Annotated in this window: 14 protein-coding genes and 1 tRNA gene; 6 read left to right on the forward strand and 9 right to left on the reverse strand. The window is 49.4% G+C overall.

Features of this window, described 5'->3' with window-relative positions:
* Positions 1–36: 36 nt before the first annotated feature.
* Positions 37–792, reverse strand: a complete 756-nt coding sequence (gene mlaA / locus OGY71_RS08070; RefSeq protein WP_286613084.1) for a phospholipid-binding lipoprotein MlaA — start codon at positions 790–792, stop codon at positions 37–39.
* A 288-nt stretch (positions 793–1,080) separates the two neighbouring features.
* Between mlaA and OGY71_RS08075 the strand changes: the two genes are divergently transcribed.
* Both OGY71_RS08075 and OGY71_RS08080 read left to right on the forward strand, forming a co-directional pair.
* Entirely contained in the window at positions 1,081–2,022 is a 942-nt protein-coding gene (locus OGY71_RS08075; RefSeq protein ID WP_286613086.1) for a formate/nitrite transporter family protein, read from the forward strand.
* 75 nt (positions 2,023–2,097) lie between these two features.
* A tRNA-Arg gene (locus tag OGY71_RS08080) sits at positions 2,098–2,172 on the forward strand.
* 46 nt (positions 2,173–2,218) lie between these two features.
* Here OGY71_RS08080 and OGY71_RS08085 read toward each other — a convergent pair.
* On the reverse strand, positions 2,219–2,851 hold the full coding sequence (locus OGY71_RS08085) for an ECs1377 family protein (protein WP_286613088.1): 633 nt from the start codon (positions 2,849–2,851) through the stop codon (positions 2,219–2,221).
* A gap of 186 nt (positions 2,852–3,037) precedes the next feature.
* Positions 3,038–4,936: a methyl-accepting chemotaxis protein gene (locus OGY71_RS08090; protein WP_193134257.1), complete on the reverse strand. Its 1,899-nt coding sequence runs from the start codon at positions 4,934–4,936 to the stop codon at positions 3,038–3,040.
* A 372-nt stretch (positions 4,937–5,308) separates the two neighbouring features.
* Here OGY71_RS08090 and OGY71_RS08095 point away from each other — a divergent pair, with 372 nt between their 5' ends.
* Positions 5,309–5,848, forward strand: a complete 540-nt coding sequence (locus OGY71_RS08095; protein WP_267451868.1) for a DUF2058 domain-containing protein — start codon at positions 5,309–5,311, stop codon at positions 5,846–5,848.
* Between the two features lie 105 nt (positions 5,849–5,953).
* Here the strand turns inward: OGY71_RS08095 and pgtA are convergent, their stop codons facing one another.
* Genes pgtA through pgtC form a run of 3 tightly spaced genes read right to left on the reverse strand, consistent with a single transcriptional unit; the run spans position 5,954 to position 10,396 of the window.
* On the reverse strand, positions 5,954–7,201 hold the full coding sequence (gene pgtA / locus OGY71_RS08100) for a two-component system response regulator PgtA (RefSeq protein WP_191222321.1): 1,248 nt from the start codon (positions 7,199–7,201) through the stop codon (positions 5,954–5,956).
* Positions 7,191–9,185 (reverse strand): two-component system sensor histidine kinase PgtB, encoded by a 1,995-nt coding sequence (gene pgtB, locus OGY71_RS08105; RefSeq protein WP_187392930.1) that lies wholly within the window; start codon positions 9,183–9,185, stop codon positions 7,191–7,193. Before pgtB ends, pgtA begins: the two co-directional genes overlap by 11 nt.
* Positions 9,186–9,196: 11 nt before the next feature.
* Entirely contained in the window at positions 9,197–10,396 is a 1,200-nt protein-coding gene (pgtC, locus tag OGY71_RS08110; RefSeq protein ID WP_370628590.1) for a phosphoglycerate transport regulator PgtC, read from the reverse strand.
* A 415-nt stretch (positions 10,397–10,811) separates the two neighbouring features.
* Between pgtC and pgtP the strand changes: the two genes are divergently transcribed.
* The gene (gene pgtP, locus OGY71_RS08115) at positions 10,812–12,203 is read left to right on the forward strand and encodes a phosphoglycerate transporter PgtP (protein WP_003834854.1); all 1,392 of its coding nucleotides are present in this window, start codon (positions 10,812–10,814) and stop codon (positions 12,201–12,203) included.
* Positions 12,204–12,312: 109 nt separating this feature from the next.
* Here pgtP and OGY71_RS08120 read toward each other — a convergent pair whose 3' ends face one another.
* Positions 12,313–12,555 (reverse strand): DUF2545 family protein, encoded by a 243-nt coding sequence (locus OGY71_RS08120; protein WP_197385654.1) that lies wholly within the window; start codon positions 12,553–12,555, stop codon positions 12,313–12,315.
* 440 nt (positions 12,556–12,995) lie between these two features.
* On the opposite strand from OGY71_RS08120, the gene lpxP reads away from it, so the two are divergent.
* Complete coding sequence (lpxP, locus tag OGY71_RS08125) at positions 12,996–13,916, forward strand: kdo(2)-lipid IV(A) palmitoleoyltransferase (RefSeq protein ID WP_063942031.1); 921 nt, start codon at positions 12,996–12,998, stop codon at positions 13,914–13,916.
* Between the two features lie 40 nt (positions 13,917–13,956).
* On the opposite strand, the gene OGY71_RS08130 is transcribed toward lpxP, so the two are convergent.
* Positions 13,957–14,571, reverse strand: coding sequence for a lysozyme inhibitor LprI family protein (locus tag OGY71_RS08130; RefSeq protein WP_063942030.1), 615 nt, complete (start codon positions 14,569–14,571; stop codon positions 13,957–13,959).
* A 343-nt stretch (positions 14,572–14,914) separates the two neighbouring features.
* Here OGY71_RS08130 and ypdK point away from each other — a divergent pair, with 343 nt between their 5' ends.
* On the forward strand, positions 14,915–14,986 hold the full coding sequence (gene ypdK / locus OGY71_RS08135; protein WP_010723117.1) for a membrane protein YpdK: 72 nt from the start codon (positions 14,915–14,917) through the stop codon (positions 14,984–14,986).
* A gap of 67 nt (positions 14,987–15,053) precedes the next feature.
* Here ypdK and alaC read toward each other — a convergent pair whose 3' ends face one another.
* A complete protein-coding gene (gene alaC, locus OGY71_RS08140) occupies positions 15,054–16,292 on the reverse strand; it encodes an alanine transaminase (protein WP_003834862.1) in 1,239 nt (412 codons plus the stop codon).
* Positions 16,293–16,587: the final 295 nt, after the last annotated feature.

Below are 16,587 nucleotides of genomic sequence, written 5' to 3' on the forward strand. Positions count from 1 at the left end.
GAGCTTTTTAGCTCACCTTTTTATTTGCCCAATTCCTTACTCAGAATCGATCTCTTTTAAATCATCCTGAATATCTTTCGCGTTCGGGTTTTCTTCTGGTTTGAGTTTCCCGCCGTTCGCAATAAAGTCATGACGCTGGAAGTAAGCTTCACGCACCATGATGTAAGGATCGGAAGACTGACGCAGCAGACCATCAGAGTCGAGCAATTGCGCGCGAGTTTCAATCCCTTCAACCGTCCATTTGCCTATCGACAACGGCCAGGTCAGCCAGGACAGTACCGGATACAGGGTATCGACCATATCGCCGCCGTCATCACGCAGCGTGAAACTACCGTAGAATGGAAGCTGCATATACGGCCCGTAACCAACATCATAGTGACCTAACGTACTGCCAAAGCGGTGTGGTTCAACGCGCTGCAACTTCGGATTAGCCATACCTGCCACATCGATAAAGCCGCCCATACCTAACAGGGTATTCAGGAAGAAACGGGTAAAGTGCACCATCCCCTGATAAGGATCGCCTTGCAGGAAATAGTTGACCATGACGGCCGGCTCTTCAAGGTTCCCCGTAAAGTTGCTTAAACCATTACGCGCTGGCTGCGGAACATAATCTCGCCAGGCAACAGCTACGGGTCTAACAATGTATGGATCTAAAACATTAAAGTTGAAGTTGTACATGGTGCGGTTGAACCCTTCAAATGGGTCCGAACGCCCCTGCTGTTCAGTACCGGAGCTCGCACACCCCACCAAAAGTGTGGTTCCCAGCGCAAGCGCCGACAGGCGAAGCTTCATAAGTGTCTCCCTGTGTTTTATGGCTATCGCTGATTGCCATCCATGACGGAACGATGACGTATCCGCCTGTTTAGATGTGAGCGATTGTAACAGCACGTCAAATGATGTCTATATACCCTGTCTTACTGATTTGATCATAGCCTGGTAATGCGCACTCCGCGGCGGTTCTATTCTAACTAACCCGATAAAAACAAACGTTACTATTTTTGCTATCTCAGACTTTCTCCCGCTGATTTTCGGACAAAAGCCGCTACGCTTTAGCAATACGTGCTTATTCAGGATTAGGCTATGAATGACATCAAGAAAGATAAGATCGATCGACACAGCGACGAGCTCGAGGTGGAAAGCGATGAAAAGCTAACAGGGAAAAAGATAGAGCTTGATGAGGACAGACTCCCCTCCCGCGCCATGGCAATCCATGAACATATTCGCCAGGATGGGGAGAAAGAGATGGAGCGTGACGCGATGGCGCTACTTTGGTCAGCCATCGCAGCAGGACTGTCGATGGGTGCCTCATTGCTGGCTAAAGGGATTTTTCACGTACAGCTGGAAGGCGTGCCAGGGGGATTTTTACTCGAGAACCTCGGTTATACCTTCGGCTTTATTATTGTCATTATGGCCCGCCAGCAACTCTTTACCGAAAATACCGTCACCGCTGTACTGCCGGTGATGCAAAACCCTACCCTCGGCAATTTTGGCCTGTTGATGCGCCTGTGGAGCGTGGTTCTGCTGGGTAATATTATTGGCACCGGGGTTGCCGCATGGGCGTTTGAACATATGCCGATTTTTGATGAAGAGACCCGCGATGCTTTTGTCAAAATTGGTATGGATGTGATGAAAAATACGCCAACAGAGATGTTTTCCAACGCCATCATTTCCGGCTGGTTAATTGCCACCATGGTGTGGATGTTTCCGGCTGCCGGGGCGGCAAAAATTATGGTCATTATTCTGATGACCTGGCTGATTGCGTTAGGTGATACCACGCATATCGTCGTCGGCTCGGTGGAAATTCTCTATTTGGTCTTTAATGGCACGCTGCACTGGAGTGATTTTTTTTGGCCCTTTGCGCTACCAACGCTCGCCGGGAATATCTGTGGCGGAACGTTTATTTTCGCGCTAATGAGCCATGCGCAGATCCGCAATGATATGAGCAACAAACGCAAGGAAGAAGCCAGGTTGCAAGCAAAGCGTGATGAGCAAAAGCAGAAAAACCAGAAAAAACAGGCCTGAATGGTGACTGTTTGAGCAGTCGGGCGGCCTGAGACTTACCGTTGTGAGTAAAAAACGCTATACTCGTGCCGCTTCGTCCCCTTAGTTAAATGGATATAACGAGCCCCTCCTAAGGGCTAGTTGCAGGTTCGATTCCTGCAGGGGACACCATGAATTCTTAGGCATCCAGTCAAAATTCTATCATTTACCAGTCAGTTCATCCCTGGGCCAGGCGGTAAAACGGCACATTCCTCACTGTTGCAGTAAGATTGTCGGACACCATTGTCTGCTTTGTCGCTATCCGCATCCCTGCTTTTCTCAGCCTCAACACATCAGCGGCAATACGCTGGCTGCCAAACCAGAAAAGCCCGTCCAGCGCAGTGACATCAAGGCCCGATTCCAGAGCCAGCTTCAGACGTTCACGCGGCGATTTTACTGTTTTAGCAATCTGCTGATATGGCGCTTCGCTTGAACCTGCAGGACTAATGCGCCGGATACGATGTGACAGGCGGTACTGAAATTCATCCGGGATCCCGCCGAGACTCGCTTTCAGGCTGTAAACACATCCAAAGCGTTTGCCGTTAAAGATGACGTTTTTCTGACTAAGCTGCAGCTCTTCACGCACGCTGGCAATCAGTTGTGGAGTACGGAGTAATAACAGGCGGAAAGGCAGCTCAAAGCTGGTCACATAGTCCACATTCAATAAAGCAATACGAAGACGTTCTTGGGGCCCCGCCTTCATTTCCCGGCATTCAGCAATAACATCAGCCCACTGGCCGGTAAGACGGGAACACTCTGTCGCCTCAGTAAAACTGTATTTTTCAGCCTGATAATCAATACGCTCAGTCACACTGAATTCCCTTCTGGCCAGATCTCGGTATTGGTTGCTCACTTTACCAGCGACGACATCCCTGTGTCAGAAATCTTTTTCTAACCCACTGAAAGTACCTGACCAATGCTCCTTCCTATCCTCACCATGAGGATACGATAACTAACCGACCCGGTATGTTTTCCGGGTCGGTTAAACGGCGCCACGTCAGACAACAAAACGGTTAACCAGATCCTTCATGGTTGCCGACAGATTGTCCAGCCTCTGGCTGTCGCTCGCCGCCTGAGATACCAACGCCGCATTTTGCTGTGTAACCTGCTCCATCGGTCGCAATGCCAGGTTTATCTGGGTTACCCCTTGTGACTGCTCCGTCGCCACACGAGCGATATCCGCAATATATTGCTTCATACTGGTGGTATTATCCGCCGCGGCTTCCAGCGCGGTAGCAGATGCAGTAACCCGCTCAACACCCTCACTAATTTTGACCATATTCTGCGCGACCAACTCACGGATTTGGTTAGCCTCTTTGGCGCAACGCTGCGAAAGATTTCTCACTTCACTGGCTACGACAGCAAACCCCCTGCCCATCTCTCCTGCCCGAGCAGCTTCCACTGCCGCATTCAGCGCCAGTAAGTTAGTCTGAAACGAAATATCATCAATCGAGGTCACAATATTCGAGATTTTTTCACTGGAAGCGCGAATATCCCCCATGCTCTGGTTCGCCGCACTGGCAACGTTACTGGCCTGTCGGACCTCTTTTTCCAGTCTGATTGTCAGATGCTCCGCTTCGCGGGCATTATCCGCTGTTTGCGTAATCGCAGTTGATAACTGCTCCATACTGGCCACAGCTTCTACTATTGATGCAGCCTGTTCATCTGTACGTTGAGCCAGATCCTGATTTCCCGCCGTAATACTGCTACTGGCATCGGACAAAACCACGGAGCCTTGCTTAATCTCCTGTACGATATGCTGAATACTTTCCAGCATCGTGTTGTAGGCACGATTAAGTGAGGAAAGCTCATCTTTGCCCGGGGTCGCCAGACGTTGAGTCAGATCGCCATTCATACCCGCAATCTTGCGTAGCGTGTCACTAAACTGACGGTGCATATTGATTGCGATGGCCCCAGCGAACGTCAATGATGCCAGGAGTGCTAACAGGCTAACAGCCATATATATTTGCCAGTTTTTTCGTGCATCTTGCGCGAGTTTTTCTGCATTCGCCAACAGACGATTCGCCGTCACATTTTCTATCTGCCGCATCACTTCAATACGCTGGGTTTGTACTTTAAACCAGGTAGTAGGATCGACACCAAATCCACCGTTGGCGGCATGGCTAAACGCGGTTTCACGAAATGCGAGGGCTTTTGACGCTTCTGCTGACTGTAAGCGGCTTTTCAACATGGCTGCCTGTTCCGGTGAACTCAAGCGTAACGATTCTGCCAACCAAACGTTCTGTTTACTGACGACATCACTGAGCTGATGTAACTGTCCGTCGGCGAAATGGCCGGAGGAAAAGATATTTGACAGCAGAGCTCGTTCAATACCCGCCTGTTCTTTTAAATTCAGCAGGTTGTAGTAGGCGGCGAATGCGTTTGCCATCTCGCCAGAATCCGTCAACTGCCCCAATCTACCCACAAAATTCAGCACATCAGCAATGACGTTGGTATAAAACTTAACAACATCTGAAGCCGGAAGCCCTAATTGCGTGACGTTCTCCCGTATAGTGGAGAGAGAAAGAATGTTTTTCTTAAACGTGGCGACAGAGGTGGCGACATCCCCTTCCGGTAATGCAGTATCGGACAGTGACCGCACAAATACCTCGATCTCGCGATCGGTCAAAGCCCGCTGTGCATTTAACTCATCTTTGAACGTCTTCCCTGCAGCCCCCAGAAACCCGACACTCATACCGCGTTCTTTTTGCAATTCATGCACTACATTTCCGGCACTGTGTGCGAGCGCTGTCAGTTGGGCAATATTCTCCATCTGCCGTTCTGTCTCAATGCGCGTTAATATTCCTGAACCAGCAAACCAACATAACGCCAGTAATAATGGTTGTAGCGCAATTATTAACTTCATTTTCATCGGCATTCGATAAACCCACCACATGCCACTTCCCTCCATTATCCATATTTTCACCATGGTTATCGGCGTAAAGAAGCGGCTCTTTAAATTTGAACAATGGGCAACTGTTTGTTTTTTAGATTAAATTTTTGCCAGTATAACTCTATTTAATTACTTCAATTAGAATAAAACTCTAAATAATTAACACATGCGAATCTATACTCCATTTCATTAACTTATTTGGAATATTATTTTTTATTAAAGAATCAGGTAATCATCAACTGATTCAGAAAGGGAGAGAGATACAGGACAGTGACAGCAGCCCGAGATAACAGCCATGGCGCGGCCGTCATTCTGGCGTCCCGCCGAACGTTAAGGTTATAATCCTTGCAACGATTTTTTGGATTAGAAGCGACAATGACAAAACTTACCCTACAAGAACAGATGCTTAAAGCAGGTCTGGTCAGCAGCAAAAAAATGGCGAAAGTGCAGAGAACGGCGAAAAAATCGCGCATTCAGGCTCGTGAAGCCAGAGAAGCGGTTGAAGAAAATAAAAAAGCACAGGTCGAGCGTGATAAGCAGCTCAGCGAACAGCAGAAACAGGCCGCATTGTCTAAAGAATACAAAGCGCAGATCAAGCAACTGATTGAAATGAACAAAATCACCATTTCCCGTGGCGATATTGGTTACAACTTTACTGACAATAACCTGATCAAAAAAGTTTATGTTGATAAGGTAACCCAGTCTCAGTTGATCAAGGGCCGTCTGGCCATTGCCCGCCTGACGGCTGAAAGCAGCAGCGAGAGCGAATACGCCATTATCCCGGCTGTTGTCGCCGACAAGATTGCCCAGCGCGATGCAAGCTATATTGTTCTAAATTGCGAACTGAGCCAGGAAGCGAAGGACGAAGACGATCCGTATGCTGATTTTGTCATTCCTGACGATTTGATGTGGTAAGAAAAACACCCCGATAATCACCCAGAGTTTCGTCGCGTATTTCGGTGAACGCTAGTGCCACCACCGAAATACCGTCACCCGCTCTTCTTCCCCACATGCCATCTGCTAAAACTTATAGTGTTCCTTGCTCAGTCCGTATTTTCTCATGCGCAAATACAGTTTCTTACGCGGAATTTGTAAATACTCCGCCACTTCATTAATGCGTCCCTGATGAATATTAAGCGCTTCGGTAATGATCTGTCGCTCGTACTCGTCGACCCGACGATCGAGCGGTGTCGGTTCGGGCAAATGCAGTTGCGGATTCGCGGTTTCAGCCAGTGGCAATAACCCAACGGCAAAAAGCTCGGCGGCATTGGCCAGTTCCCGGACATTGCTTAACCACACGCGACGCCGCATGCCTTTCAGTAAATCCACTTCAACTTCAGGCACCGGATGGTTCAGACGCAGACAGGCTTTGTGCAGATAATGGCGAAACAGCGGCTCAATATCATCCGGGCGCTGAGACAACGGCTGGCAACCAATTTGCGTCATCGCGAAACAGTAATATAGTTCAGCCACAATCTGGTTGGTTGCCGCCAGTTCCACCAACGAAGTGGCGCCAATGCCAATTAAGCGAAACGGACGCCGCTCCTGACTTTGCAAATGCACCAGCTGGTGCTGCTGTTCGCGCGTCAGGCACTCAATATGGCTCAGGACCAGCGTTCCCCCTTGCGCCTGGGCAATAAGGTCATTGAGTTGCCCCGCATTCTCTAACGTCAACTCCCCACGAATAAACGGTCCTTCAGCGCTGCGCCCAAGCTGATGCAAATAACGGGCACCGGTCATACGTCCGGTTCCCGGCTCGCCATAAAACCAGACGGCAATATCCGTTTCAGCCAGTTGCCGTAAGCGCTGGCGGTACTGATTAACCCAGTCACTGTAGCCGACCAGTTCAACCTGGAGCTTTTGCTGGCAATAGTGACGACGTGCAATCACAGATTTTCTCTGCCGCAACGCGTCCTCTACCAACACCAGCAGTTTGCCAGGATCAACCGGTTTTTGCAGAAAATCCCACGCACCTTTCTTCACCGCGTCCACCGCCATAGGGACATCGCCATGTCCGGTGATCAACAGGATCGGAAGCTGATTGTCATCCTGATGAAACAACGTCATCAGGTCAATTCCATTACAGCCAGGCATACACACGTCGCTCAGGACAATCCCTGGCCAGTCGGCCTGCAACCAATTTCGGGCATCAAAAGGGTTACTGCATGCGAATACATGATATCCCTCCTGTTCAAGCAACAAGGTGTAAGCGTCAAGAACATCGGCATCATCATCAATAAGCAGAACAGAATATTCATCACTCAACATCGTTTACATCCGTCAGATTAAATTGCAGAACGACGCAGGCATTGCGCCCCGGGGTCGACGCCAGGCGCAGTTCGCCGTTCATTTGCATCATTAACGATACACAAATCGATAAGCCAATACCGAGGCCAACATCCTTACTGGTGGTAAACGGTTTTAACAGTGATGGTAATAATGCCCCAGGCCAGCCGGGACCGTTATCGCTGATAAATACGCACAACCGGCTGCCTTCGGTCTGCCAGTGAACCTCTATTTTCGCCGCAACCGGACAGGCATCCAGCGCATTTGCCAGGACGTTTACCAGCACCTGCTGGATACGCACTTCATCACCAGCCACCCACACGCCCCGGTCTGGGAGCGTCAGCGTACCCTGCTGTGGCTTGTGTCGCATGGCCAACAGTTCCCAGGCAGCGTTGAACGTTTGTCGGAGATCGACCGGATGCAGAGGCGTGCCAGGTTCGGCCCGGCGAGCAAACTGACGCAGTGAACGGATAATGGCATCGATGCGAGTAATCAGCCCTTCCGCTTTGGTTAATGTGCTTCTGGCCTGAGCGGGTTGCCCCTGTTCGATTGCCCTCCCTGCCGTAAACAGGTACATCGACAGCGCATTCAGCGGTTGATTAATCTCGTGCGCCAGCGTGGTCATAGTCTGGCCGACCACAGCCAGTTTTGCCGTCTGGATCAGCTCATCCTGCGTTGCGCGAAGATCGGATTCAATCTCCTTGCGCTCGGTCACTTCCTGTTCCAGCTGATTTTTTTGCGCGCTCAATTGCCCCAGAGTATGGCGCAGCAAGCCTGCGATACGCCCCAGTTCATCGCGTCCATACACCGGGATAGAGGCATCCGTTCTGCCAAGACCAATTTGCACCACGGCCTGGTTGAGCGCAGTAAAACGCTTCACCAGACGCGAGCGAATGAAGTAGTGGTTAAGCCCCCAGGCGAGAAGTAGCGCCAGCAACGTCGCCAGCAGGATAAGCCCACCGCTGACGCGAACAATTTGTTCCAGCCGCTGGTTAAACGTCTGCATTTGCTGATGGCTACTCCCCAGTTGCGCTTCCAGCAGTGTTCGAAAGCGCCCAAGCGTGGCCTCTCTGGCATGGCTGGCATCAACCAGCGCTTTTTGCGCTGCGACATAATCGCGCATCGTATCGGGCATTTTATTTTTCATCATCCCGATTTCCAGCAGCTCATCGATAGTTTGTCGCAGTGTGATAGTGCTGGGCCAGTCATCGAGGGTACGAATATTTTCATCCGCCGTTTTCTTCAGATTTTCCAGGTAGCGGATGTGATTCTCCACCAACATGCCATCGTCGCTACCCGATTTCAGTTCATTGAGCCTGTCGCGTAAATCATCAACGATCTGGTTTTCAATTCTTGCCAGGGTGTAGACCTGCTGCTGCTCGTTTTGCACCTCTCGGGCACGTTTGAGATACAGCGCCGCATCTCCATTTTTGGCCTCGATTTGATCCAGCAACGTCCCCTGCTGCCAGGTAAAATCCTGCACCAGTGAATTCAGCTCAGTAGTAAAATCATCATGTAGCCAATCAATGCGCGCGGAAAGTTCGCTCACTTTTTCGCGTACAAGGAACATGTTGTAGAGCACCCGGTCCAGTTCCGCCATCAGCGCCCGGCTGTCCTGCAAAATCACCGCCAGTTGCTGCTGCTCTGCTGATTGCAACCCCCTGCTCAGCACTTCGATTTTATCCAGATGCGAGATTATCTGATTGCGCAGTTGCAGCCTTACCGTCGTATTGGGAGCCAGCAGGAATTCATTTAGCTGGTCCACAACCAGGTTAAGATTTCCTTCAATCAAGAAAGCGGAATGCACGCGCGGGAAGTAATCATCAAGCGAATAGCGTATCTGCGAGCTCTGCTCATGCCAGGAGTACAAACTGACGCAGCTGACGCTCAACGTCAGTAATGCGCCCGTTAGAAAGGCTCCCCGCAGGCTGCTGCTGATGCTGAGTTGGCGAAGGCGTTGCAGTATCGATCCACCTTTCATTTTAATTCTTCCAGTTTTGATATCGCCTGACGCTGATTTTTAAGAAACCAGAGCTGCCACTCCATCATCTGCTGTTCGGCAACGCTTTTATTATCAAACTGCGCAAGCCAGGCTTCATCTTCACTACTTTTGGCATCTATCGGAACGCTGGTCAGTAAGGCTCTGATTTCGGGTAGCGGGCGTTTCAGGCGCGCTTCCGCACTGTATAGCGCCCGCCATGCATCCTTCAGTTGCGCAAGACGAAAACTGATGGCGGTATCAAACATCCGCTGCACTAACTGTTGCCGCCTAAGGATCAGCCGATAATTAAGCGGAGGCTGGTTCATTAAAATAGCCTGCTGAGCAGCGCGGGGATTATCAGATGCGAGCTGCGTTACCGGATATTTTCCCGTATTCGCATCAGCAAGGATCCGCTGTCCCTCCGGGCTTAACAAATAGCGGATAAAACGACGCGCTTCATTGGGGTGCTGGCTGTTCTTGAGAACAGCCACATAGGTTGGCGATACCGCCGAGCGTGGAAAATAGGTAAAAGCCAGGTGAGGATCGTTAAGCAACAGGTTGGCATAGTTATCAATGACCGGCCCCGCCACGCCCAGGCCACTCTTAATTTTGTCGGCTACGCCAAAACTGCGTGATGAAATCGTTACCAGATTTCCAGCACTCGCCAGCAGCGTCGCCCACCCCGCTTCCCACCCTTTTTGCTGTAGCAATGACTCAACCATCAGATGGTTGGTATCCGAACGCGATGGGCTACTCATCAACAGCGCGTTCTGATATTTGGGCAGCGTTAAGTCCCCCCAGTCGGCAGGAGGCGACAGATGTCGTGCCGCCAGCGCAGAACGATTAATCAACAGACCAAAACCAGATATCGCCACTGCCACGGAGGTCGAACGGATAGAGTCTGGCACCAGCCGCTGGCTTTCCGGCAACGCATTGTCGAAGGGCGCCAACTTCTGATGTTCCTGCAGATGCTGCAACAGCATAGGGGATGAGGTCAAAATCAGATCAACATTTTCCGCATTCGCGGTATCCAGCAGTTGCTCCAACGAACTGCTGGTCCGGTTTAACGTGCGAATCATCACCGACCCCGGTTCAGTCTGCCAACGCTGAATAATCCAGGCCGTTGCCCCCGGTGAAAAGGTTGTCGCCATTACCAGCTCTTTACCCTGCGCCTGGCAACTCACCGACAACGACATAAAACAGAGCGAGATCGCCCAACAACGCCCCCGGCCCAAAAGTCTGTTTGTGATCCCGTTCATAAATACCAACATGTGCAAAAAATAATATTGAGACAAAACTTACCCGTTTATCACCGACTGGGGGAAGAATAAGGTTATTCGTAGAATAACCAAACGGAAAGTGACGACATCGGTGAAGAATACCCGAAAACGCAGTCCGAATTTGTTAATATCCGCACACGCTAATGATAAAAGCGTCCGTAAAAGAATAGAATTGAAATGCCATTATTTAAAAAGAGTCAAAATAAGCCACGCAATCCACAAATTGTGTCAATAGTGACTCATTTCATCAACTTGAGTTTCTCTGCCGTCTATTTCACTCTTCACTACGAAAAATCCTGATATTCACATCAATATAAATTTAGGTGATGATATGTTATCCATATTTAAGGCAGGGCCTTCAGCAAATAAAGTCCCGGCGGAGAAAGTCCAGGAAACTTATGGCCGATACCGCATTCAGGCATTACTCAGTGTATTTCTTGGCTATCTCGCATACTATATTGTGCGCAATAACTTCACGCTCTCAACACCGTACCTGAAAGAACATCTGGATCTCAGTGCCACGCAAATTGGTCTACTCAGCAGTTGTATGCTTATTGCCTATGGGATCAGTAAAGGCATTATGAGTAGTCTGGCAGACAAGGCCAGCCCTAAGGTCTTTATGGCATGCGGCCTGGTTCTGTGCGCCATCGTAAACGTCGGTTTAGGATTCAGTACCGGATTCTGGATTTTTGCCGCTCTGGTCGTTTTCAATGGCTTGTTCCAGGGAATGGGCGTTGGTCCTTCATTTATTACCATTGCCAACTGGTTTCCGCGTAAAGAACGTGGACGCGTCGGCGCATTCTGGAATATTTCTCACAACGTTGGCGGTGGTATTGTCGCTCCGATTGTTGGTGCCGCCTTTGCCATTTTAGGGAGCGAGCACTGGCAAAGCGCCAGCTATATTGTCCCGGCCGGTGTTGCCGTACTGTTTGCTTTTATTGTGCTGATGCTGGGGAAAGGTTCACCGCGCCAGGAAGGCTTACCGGCTCTGGAACAAATGATGCCGGAAGAAAAAGTAGTATTAAATTCCCGACACGCTGTCCAGGCACCAGAAAATATGAGTGCCTTCCAGATTTTCTGCACCTATGTGCTGCGTAATAAGAATGCCTGGTATGTTTCACTGGTAGATGTCTTCGTCTATATGGTGCGTTTTGGCATGATTAGTTGGTTGCCTATTTATCTGTTAACCGAAAAACATTTCTCGAAAGAGCAAATGAGCATCGCTTTTCTGTTTTTTGAATGGGCGGCAATCCCTTCCACATTACTGGCGGGCTGGCTTACCGATAAACTGTTTAAAGGCCGTCGCATGCCGCTGGCCATGATTTGTATGGCGCTGATTTTCGTCTGTTTGATCGGCTACTGGAAAAGTGAATCCCTGCTGATGGTCACTATTTTTGCCGCCATTGTGGGTTGCCTGATCTATGTTCCACAGTTCCTCGCTTCTGTTCAGACGATGGAAATCGTTCCCAGCTTCGCAGTAGGTTCTGCAGTAGGACTGCGCGGATTTATGAGCTACATTTTTGGCGCATCGCTGGGCACCAGTCTGTTTGGCGTAATGGTCGACAAAATGGGGTGGCACGGCGGCTTCTATCTGCTGATGGGGGGTATTGTTTGCTGCATCCTGTTCTGCTACCTCTCTCATCGCGGTGCGCTGGAACTTGAACAACAGCGAAAAAATGCTCAACAAGAAGAAGCATCACTCCAGTTGGCGGATGCCCGGTAATTCAGTTCGGTCTCACAACAAAGTGCCAGCGATGCTGGCACTTCAATAAACTCAGACAAATAATAAATAACTCAAGGTGATAATTTATTGCTAAACGTAACATTCCAAATTATTGCTTACCGTCTGCGACCATAAAGCGAATGATCAAACCACATGCCGGGGCAAGAAACAGGAATAATCCAGTTACCATTTCGTTGCCATTGGTCAGCCGCATAGTAAAAACGTAAATTAATGCCGTAAGGATGGCCATGCCGAGAAAAGCGCTAATTGATGCCGCAGCGCCTATAACCTGCCAGATATAGCAACTGACGCACAGAATGCTCAGTATGAGAAAGATCCAGAAATAGAGCATAGCGATACCTCCTGTCTGCCGTAAACTTAACGTAAGTCCTTACACTCCCTTAACTTTATATTCTAAGACAATTCCTATCCGCATGCAATTTGAGCAACATTTTATTCACAAAAATCATTCGACCGCTTACTATTACACTGTTTCTCCGTCGTTTATTTAATCATCATAAAAACAACGAATTATATATAGGCGAAATTTTGCCCTTAATCGCCCTAAAAACATTTACGAATCTTGAGTAATTATTTCTGGCTGACATTAATTTTCGGGTGTACATTGTGCGTCCGATCATTCATGCCCCCTCGTGGTTTTGTCCTGACTCAGTTTTACACTCTTTACAGGAACCAATGTCGTTCATGGCGGCCTAAAGATCAGTGCAGAGTGTAAAGCGACAGGCAAAGAATCTTCGCGATACATCTATTTCGTATCAACAACAGGTGCTTATGTTCCCCCAAAGTAAATTTTCACGCGCGTTTTTGCATCCGCGCTACTGGCTCACATGGTTTGGTGTTGGTGTGCTCTGGTTACTGGTACAGCTTCCCTATCCCGTATTGTGTTTTCTTGGTACCCGTACAGGAACGCTGGCTCGTCCATTTTTAAAACGCCGTGAATCTATTGCACGTAAAAATCTCGAACTCTGTTTCCCAAATCTGTCGCAGGAAGAAAGAGACAAACTGGTCGATGAGAATTTCCGTTCGCTCGGCATGGGGCTGCTTGAAACAGGTATGGCCTGGTTCTGGCCGGACCTTCGGGTGCGTAAATGGTTTGATGTAGAAGGGCTGGACAACCTGAAGCGCGCTCAGATGCAAAACCGTGGCGTGATGGTCGTTGGCGTACACTTTATGTCGCTCGAGTTGGGTGGTCGCGTAATGGGGCTTTGCCAGCCAATGATGGCAACCTATCGCCCGCACAATAATAAGTTGATGGAGTGGATCCAAACCCGCGGTCGTATGCGCTCCAACAAGGCGATGATCGGCAGAAATAATCTGCGTGGTATTGTCGGCGCCCTGAAAAAAGGCGAGGCAGTGTGGTTTGCCCCCGATCAGGACTATGGTCGTAAAGGGAGTTCATTCGCCCCCTTCTTCGCAGTCAAAGACGTGGCGACCACCAACGGTACCTACGTACTGTCACGATTATCGGGCGCAGCAATGCTGACCGTAACCATGGTGAGAAAAGCGGATAACACCGGTTACCGCCTGTTCATCACCCCGGAAATGGAAGGTTACCCGGCAGATGAAAGCCAGGCTGCGGCGTATATGAACAAAATTATCGAAAAAGAGATCATGCGTGCACCCGAGCAGTATCTCTGGATCCACCGTCGCTTCAAAACTCGCCCGATGGGTGAAGCTTCGTTGTATATCTAAAAAGAAAGGCCGTAAGGCCTTTCTTTTTTTCTACGGTTGATTACTTAACGCCCCATTTGCTGTGCAGTTCAGCCATTCGCTCGCTGTAGTTACGGGCGATGCAGGCTGATTTATCCTGTTCCTTCCAACACTCGTTACGCCCTTTCACCCAGCCGCGTTGTTCTGCTTTCAGCGTCGGGTTATTGCTCGATTTAACCAGCGCCTGCTTGTAGGCCCCGTTTAACGCTAAATCCATTTCTGAGAGCGAAGGACTCTGGCAGATAATCTCTTCGATACTGCCTTTTGCAACCGCAGCGCAGGAAAAAGAGGGTCCTGTGCTGGTCGATTTTTTGGCCCCAGAAAAGTCAATATTATCTTCAGGCAGGCATACCCCGTGCTTTCGATTCGGCCCACTCCAGGAAACGTCCGGATTTCCGTCATCTTTACGAGAAATAGAAACCGTATTGTTCCCGCTTTTGGCTTCCCAGTAATTTTCATTGAAGGCCTTCACCGTCGCCTTCGAGCCATCAATCCAAACATTGCCTTTACCATCACTATTCACCCCACCAATACTTGCGCAGCTGAAATTAAACGCCAACGGTGAGGCCGCCATCGACGTCAATGGCGTAAAAACGAGTGCTAACATCATTAATCTGGTCATTTTTAACCTTTTCATTATCTCATTCCGCGAAAAATTAACCGCATTAACATCATGGCGATATGAGAATTCTCCGAGTAACCATTCCGTCGCTCAATAACAATTTATTACCGGCAGAAATTAAACTGTCGCCGAATCACGACAGTTGTAAGTTATTAAAATTAAATAAAAAAATGCCTCTTGTCTCTCCTCATTTTTAGGCGTACATTAGCGCCGTCTGGAGCATTAAAGCTCAGAATTCTGAGGTGATGCAGCCAAGCAAATGAGGGGTATTCTCCCTTTCGTTCGCGAGTGCATCAGCTCTCTGTCAGGTAAGCATATGTTCATTTAGACGTACCCCAGGTACGCGGAGAGATGAAAAGTGAAATATTTCTTTATGGGCATTTCTTTTATGGTCATCGTTTGGGCCGGTACTTTCGCCCTGATGATCTAAATTAAAAGACGCAGCAAAAAAACAGGAGCCATCAGGCTCCTGTTTTGCATTTTGGGGAATCATTCTGTCAGTCGGTACTTTCAGAAGCCGATTTTGCACTGGTCGGTAACAGGCCATCTGCGCGAAACATCGCCTTGATGCCGCGAATAGCCTGACGGGTACGGTCACGGTTTTCAATCAACGCAAATCGCACATGCGTATCACCATAATCACCAAACCCAATCCCTGGCGAAACGCATACCTTCGCTTCGTTCAGCAGCTTCTTGGCAAACTCAAGTGACCCCATCCCGGCGTATTGCTCTGGAATTTTCGCCCAAACGTACATTGAGGCCTTTGGCATCTCGACCATCCAGCCTGCTTCATGCAGTCCTTTGACCAGCACATCACGACGACGTTTATATTGCTCAGCGATATCCCGCACACATTGCTGATCGCCTTCCAGCGCGGCAATTGCCGCAACCTGCAGTGGCGTAAAGGTCCCGTAATCGTGATAGCTCTTGATTCGCGCCAGCGCGTTCACCAGCGTTTTGTTGCCCACCATAAACCCGATACGCCATCCCGCCATGTTGTAGCTTTTCGACAGGGTGAAAAATTCAACAGCGACGTCGCGAGCGCCGGGTACCTGCATAATCGATGGTGCCTTCCAGCCGTCATAAACAATATCAGCGTAGGCCAGGTCGTGAACCACCAGCACGTCATAGCGTTTAGCCAGGGCCACCACTTTCTCAAAGAATTCCAGCTCGACGCACTGCGCGGTCGGGTTGGATGGGAAACCTAAGATCATCATCTTCGGCTTCGGGTAACTTTCGCGTATTGCGCGTTCCAGCTCATTAAAGAAGTCGACACCCTCAACCAGCGGCACTGAACGCACCTGCGCGCCGGCAATCACCGCGCCATAGATATGGATGGGATAACTTGGGTTGGGCACGAGGACCGTATCACCGTGATCGAGCGTAGCCAGCATCAGGTGCGCCAGCCCCTCTTTGGAACCGATGGTCACAATGGCTTCGGATTCAGGATCGATCTCAACGTCATAGCGTTCCTGGTACCAGCGGGAAATCGCCCGACGCAAACGCGGAATGCCGCGTGAGGTGGAATAACCGTGAGTATCCGGGCGCTGCGCCACGGTACACAGTTTTTCAACAATGTGAGGAGGCGTGGCCCCATCCGGGTTCCCCATACTGAAATCGATAATATCTTCGCCGCGCCGACGCGCAGCCATCTTCAGTTCAGCGGTGATGTTAAAAACGTACGGGGGAAGGCGATCAATACGCGTAAAGCGACGTTCAGGGCGGGAGTCTGCCATAATATCCTCAGATTAACGTTAGCGCCCGGACCGTCCGAGCGACGCTGCCACGATGGTGGCACGTTTAGAAAATAGCCTGAATAATTTCCTTCTGTCGAGAGGCAAAACAAAATATTTTTTCCTGACGAAAAAGAGGAACAGCTGAGTAAAATGAGGAAATATTCATTTTCACAACTCGCTTAAAATTACCATCATTTAACATTTTGTTGTTAAATACATTACCTTGAACGCAGCACTCACAGGACAGGTATTGTAAATACAACAATCATGCAACAATCCCCTTTTAATATTATGG

The sequence above is a fragment of the Citrobacter sp. Cpo109 genome (assembly GCF_030332565.1).
GTDB lineage: Bacteria > Pseudomonadota > Gammaproteobacteria > Enterobacterales > Enterobacteriaceae > Citrobacter > Citrobacter portucalensis.

What these genes read in the sequence shown, in the direction of transcription:
- mlaA (WP_286613084.1), bottom strand. Translation starts at nt 792, where the DNA reads ATGAAGCTTCGCCTGTCGGCGCTTGCGCTGGGAACCACACTTTTGGTG.
- OGY71_RS08075 (WP_286613086.1), top strand. Translation starts at nt 1,081, where the DNA reads ATGAATGACATCAAGAAAGATAAGATCGATCGACACAGCGACGAGCTC.
- OGY71_RS08090 (WP_193134257.1), bottom strand. Translation starts at nt 4,936, where the DNA reads ATGTGGTGGGTTTATCGAATGCCGATGAAAATGAAGTTAATAATTGCG.
- OGY71_RS08095 (WP_267451868.1), top strand. Translation starts at nt 5,309, where the DNA reads ATGACAAAACTTACCCTACAAGAACAGATGCTTAAAGCAGGTCTGGTC.
- pgtA (WP_191222321.1), bottom strand. Translation starts at nt 7,201, where the DNA reads ATGTTGAGTGATGAATATTCTGTTCTGCTTATTGATGATGATGCCGAT.
- pgtC (WP_370628590.1), bottom strand. Translation starts at nt 10,396, where the DNA reads ATGTCGTTGTCGGTGAGTTGCCAGGCGCAGGGTAAAGAGCTGGTAATG.
- pgtP (WP_003834854.1), top strand. Translation starts at nt 10,812, where the DNA reads ATGTTATCCATATTTAAGGCAGGGCCTTCAGCAAATAAAGTCCCGGCG.
- OGY71_RS08120 (WP_197385654.1), bottom strand. Translation starts at nt 12,555, where the DNA reads ATGCTCTATTTCTGGATCTTTCTCATACTGAGCATTCTGTGCGTCAGT.
- lpxP (WP_063942031.1), top strand. Translation starts at nt 12,996, where the DNA reads ATGTTCCCCCAAAGTAAATTTTCACGCGCGTTTTTGCATCCGCGCTAC.
- OGY71_RS08130 (WP_063942030.1), bottom strand. Translation starts at nt 14,571, where the DNA reads ATGAAAAGGTTAAAAATGACCAGATTAATGATGTTAGCACTCGTTTTT.
- alaC (WP_003834862.1), bottom strand. Translation starts at nt 16,292, where the DNA reads ATGGCAGACTCCCGCCCTGAACGTCGCTTTACGCGTATTGATCGCCTT.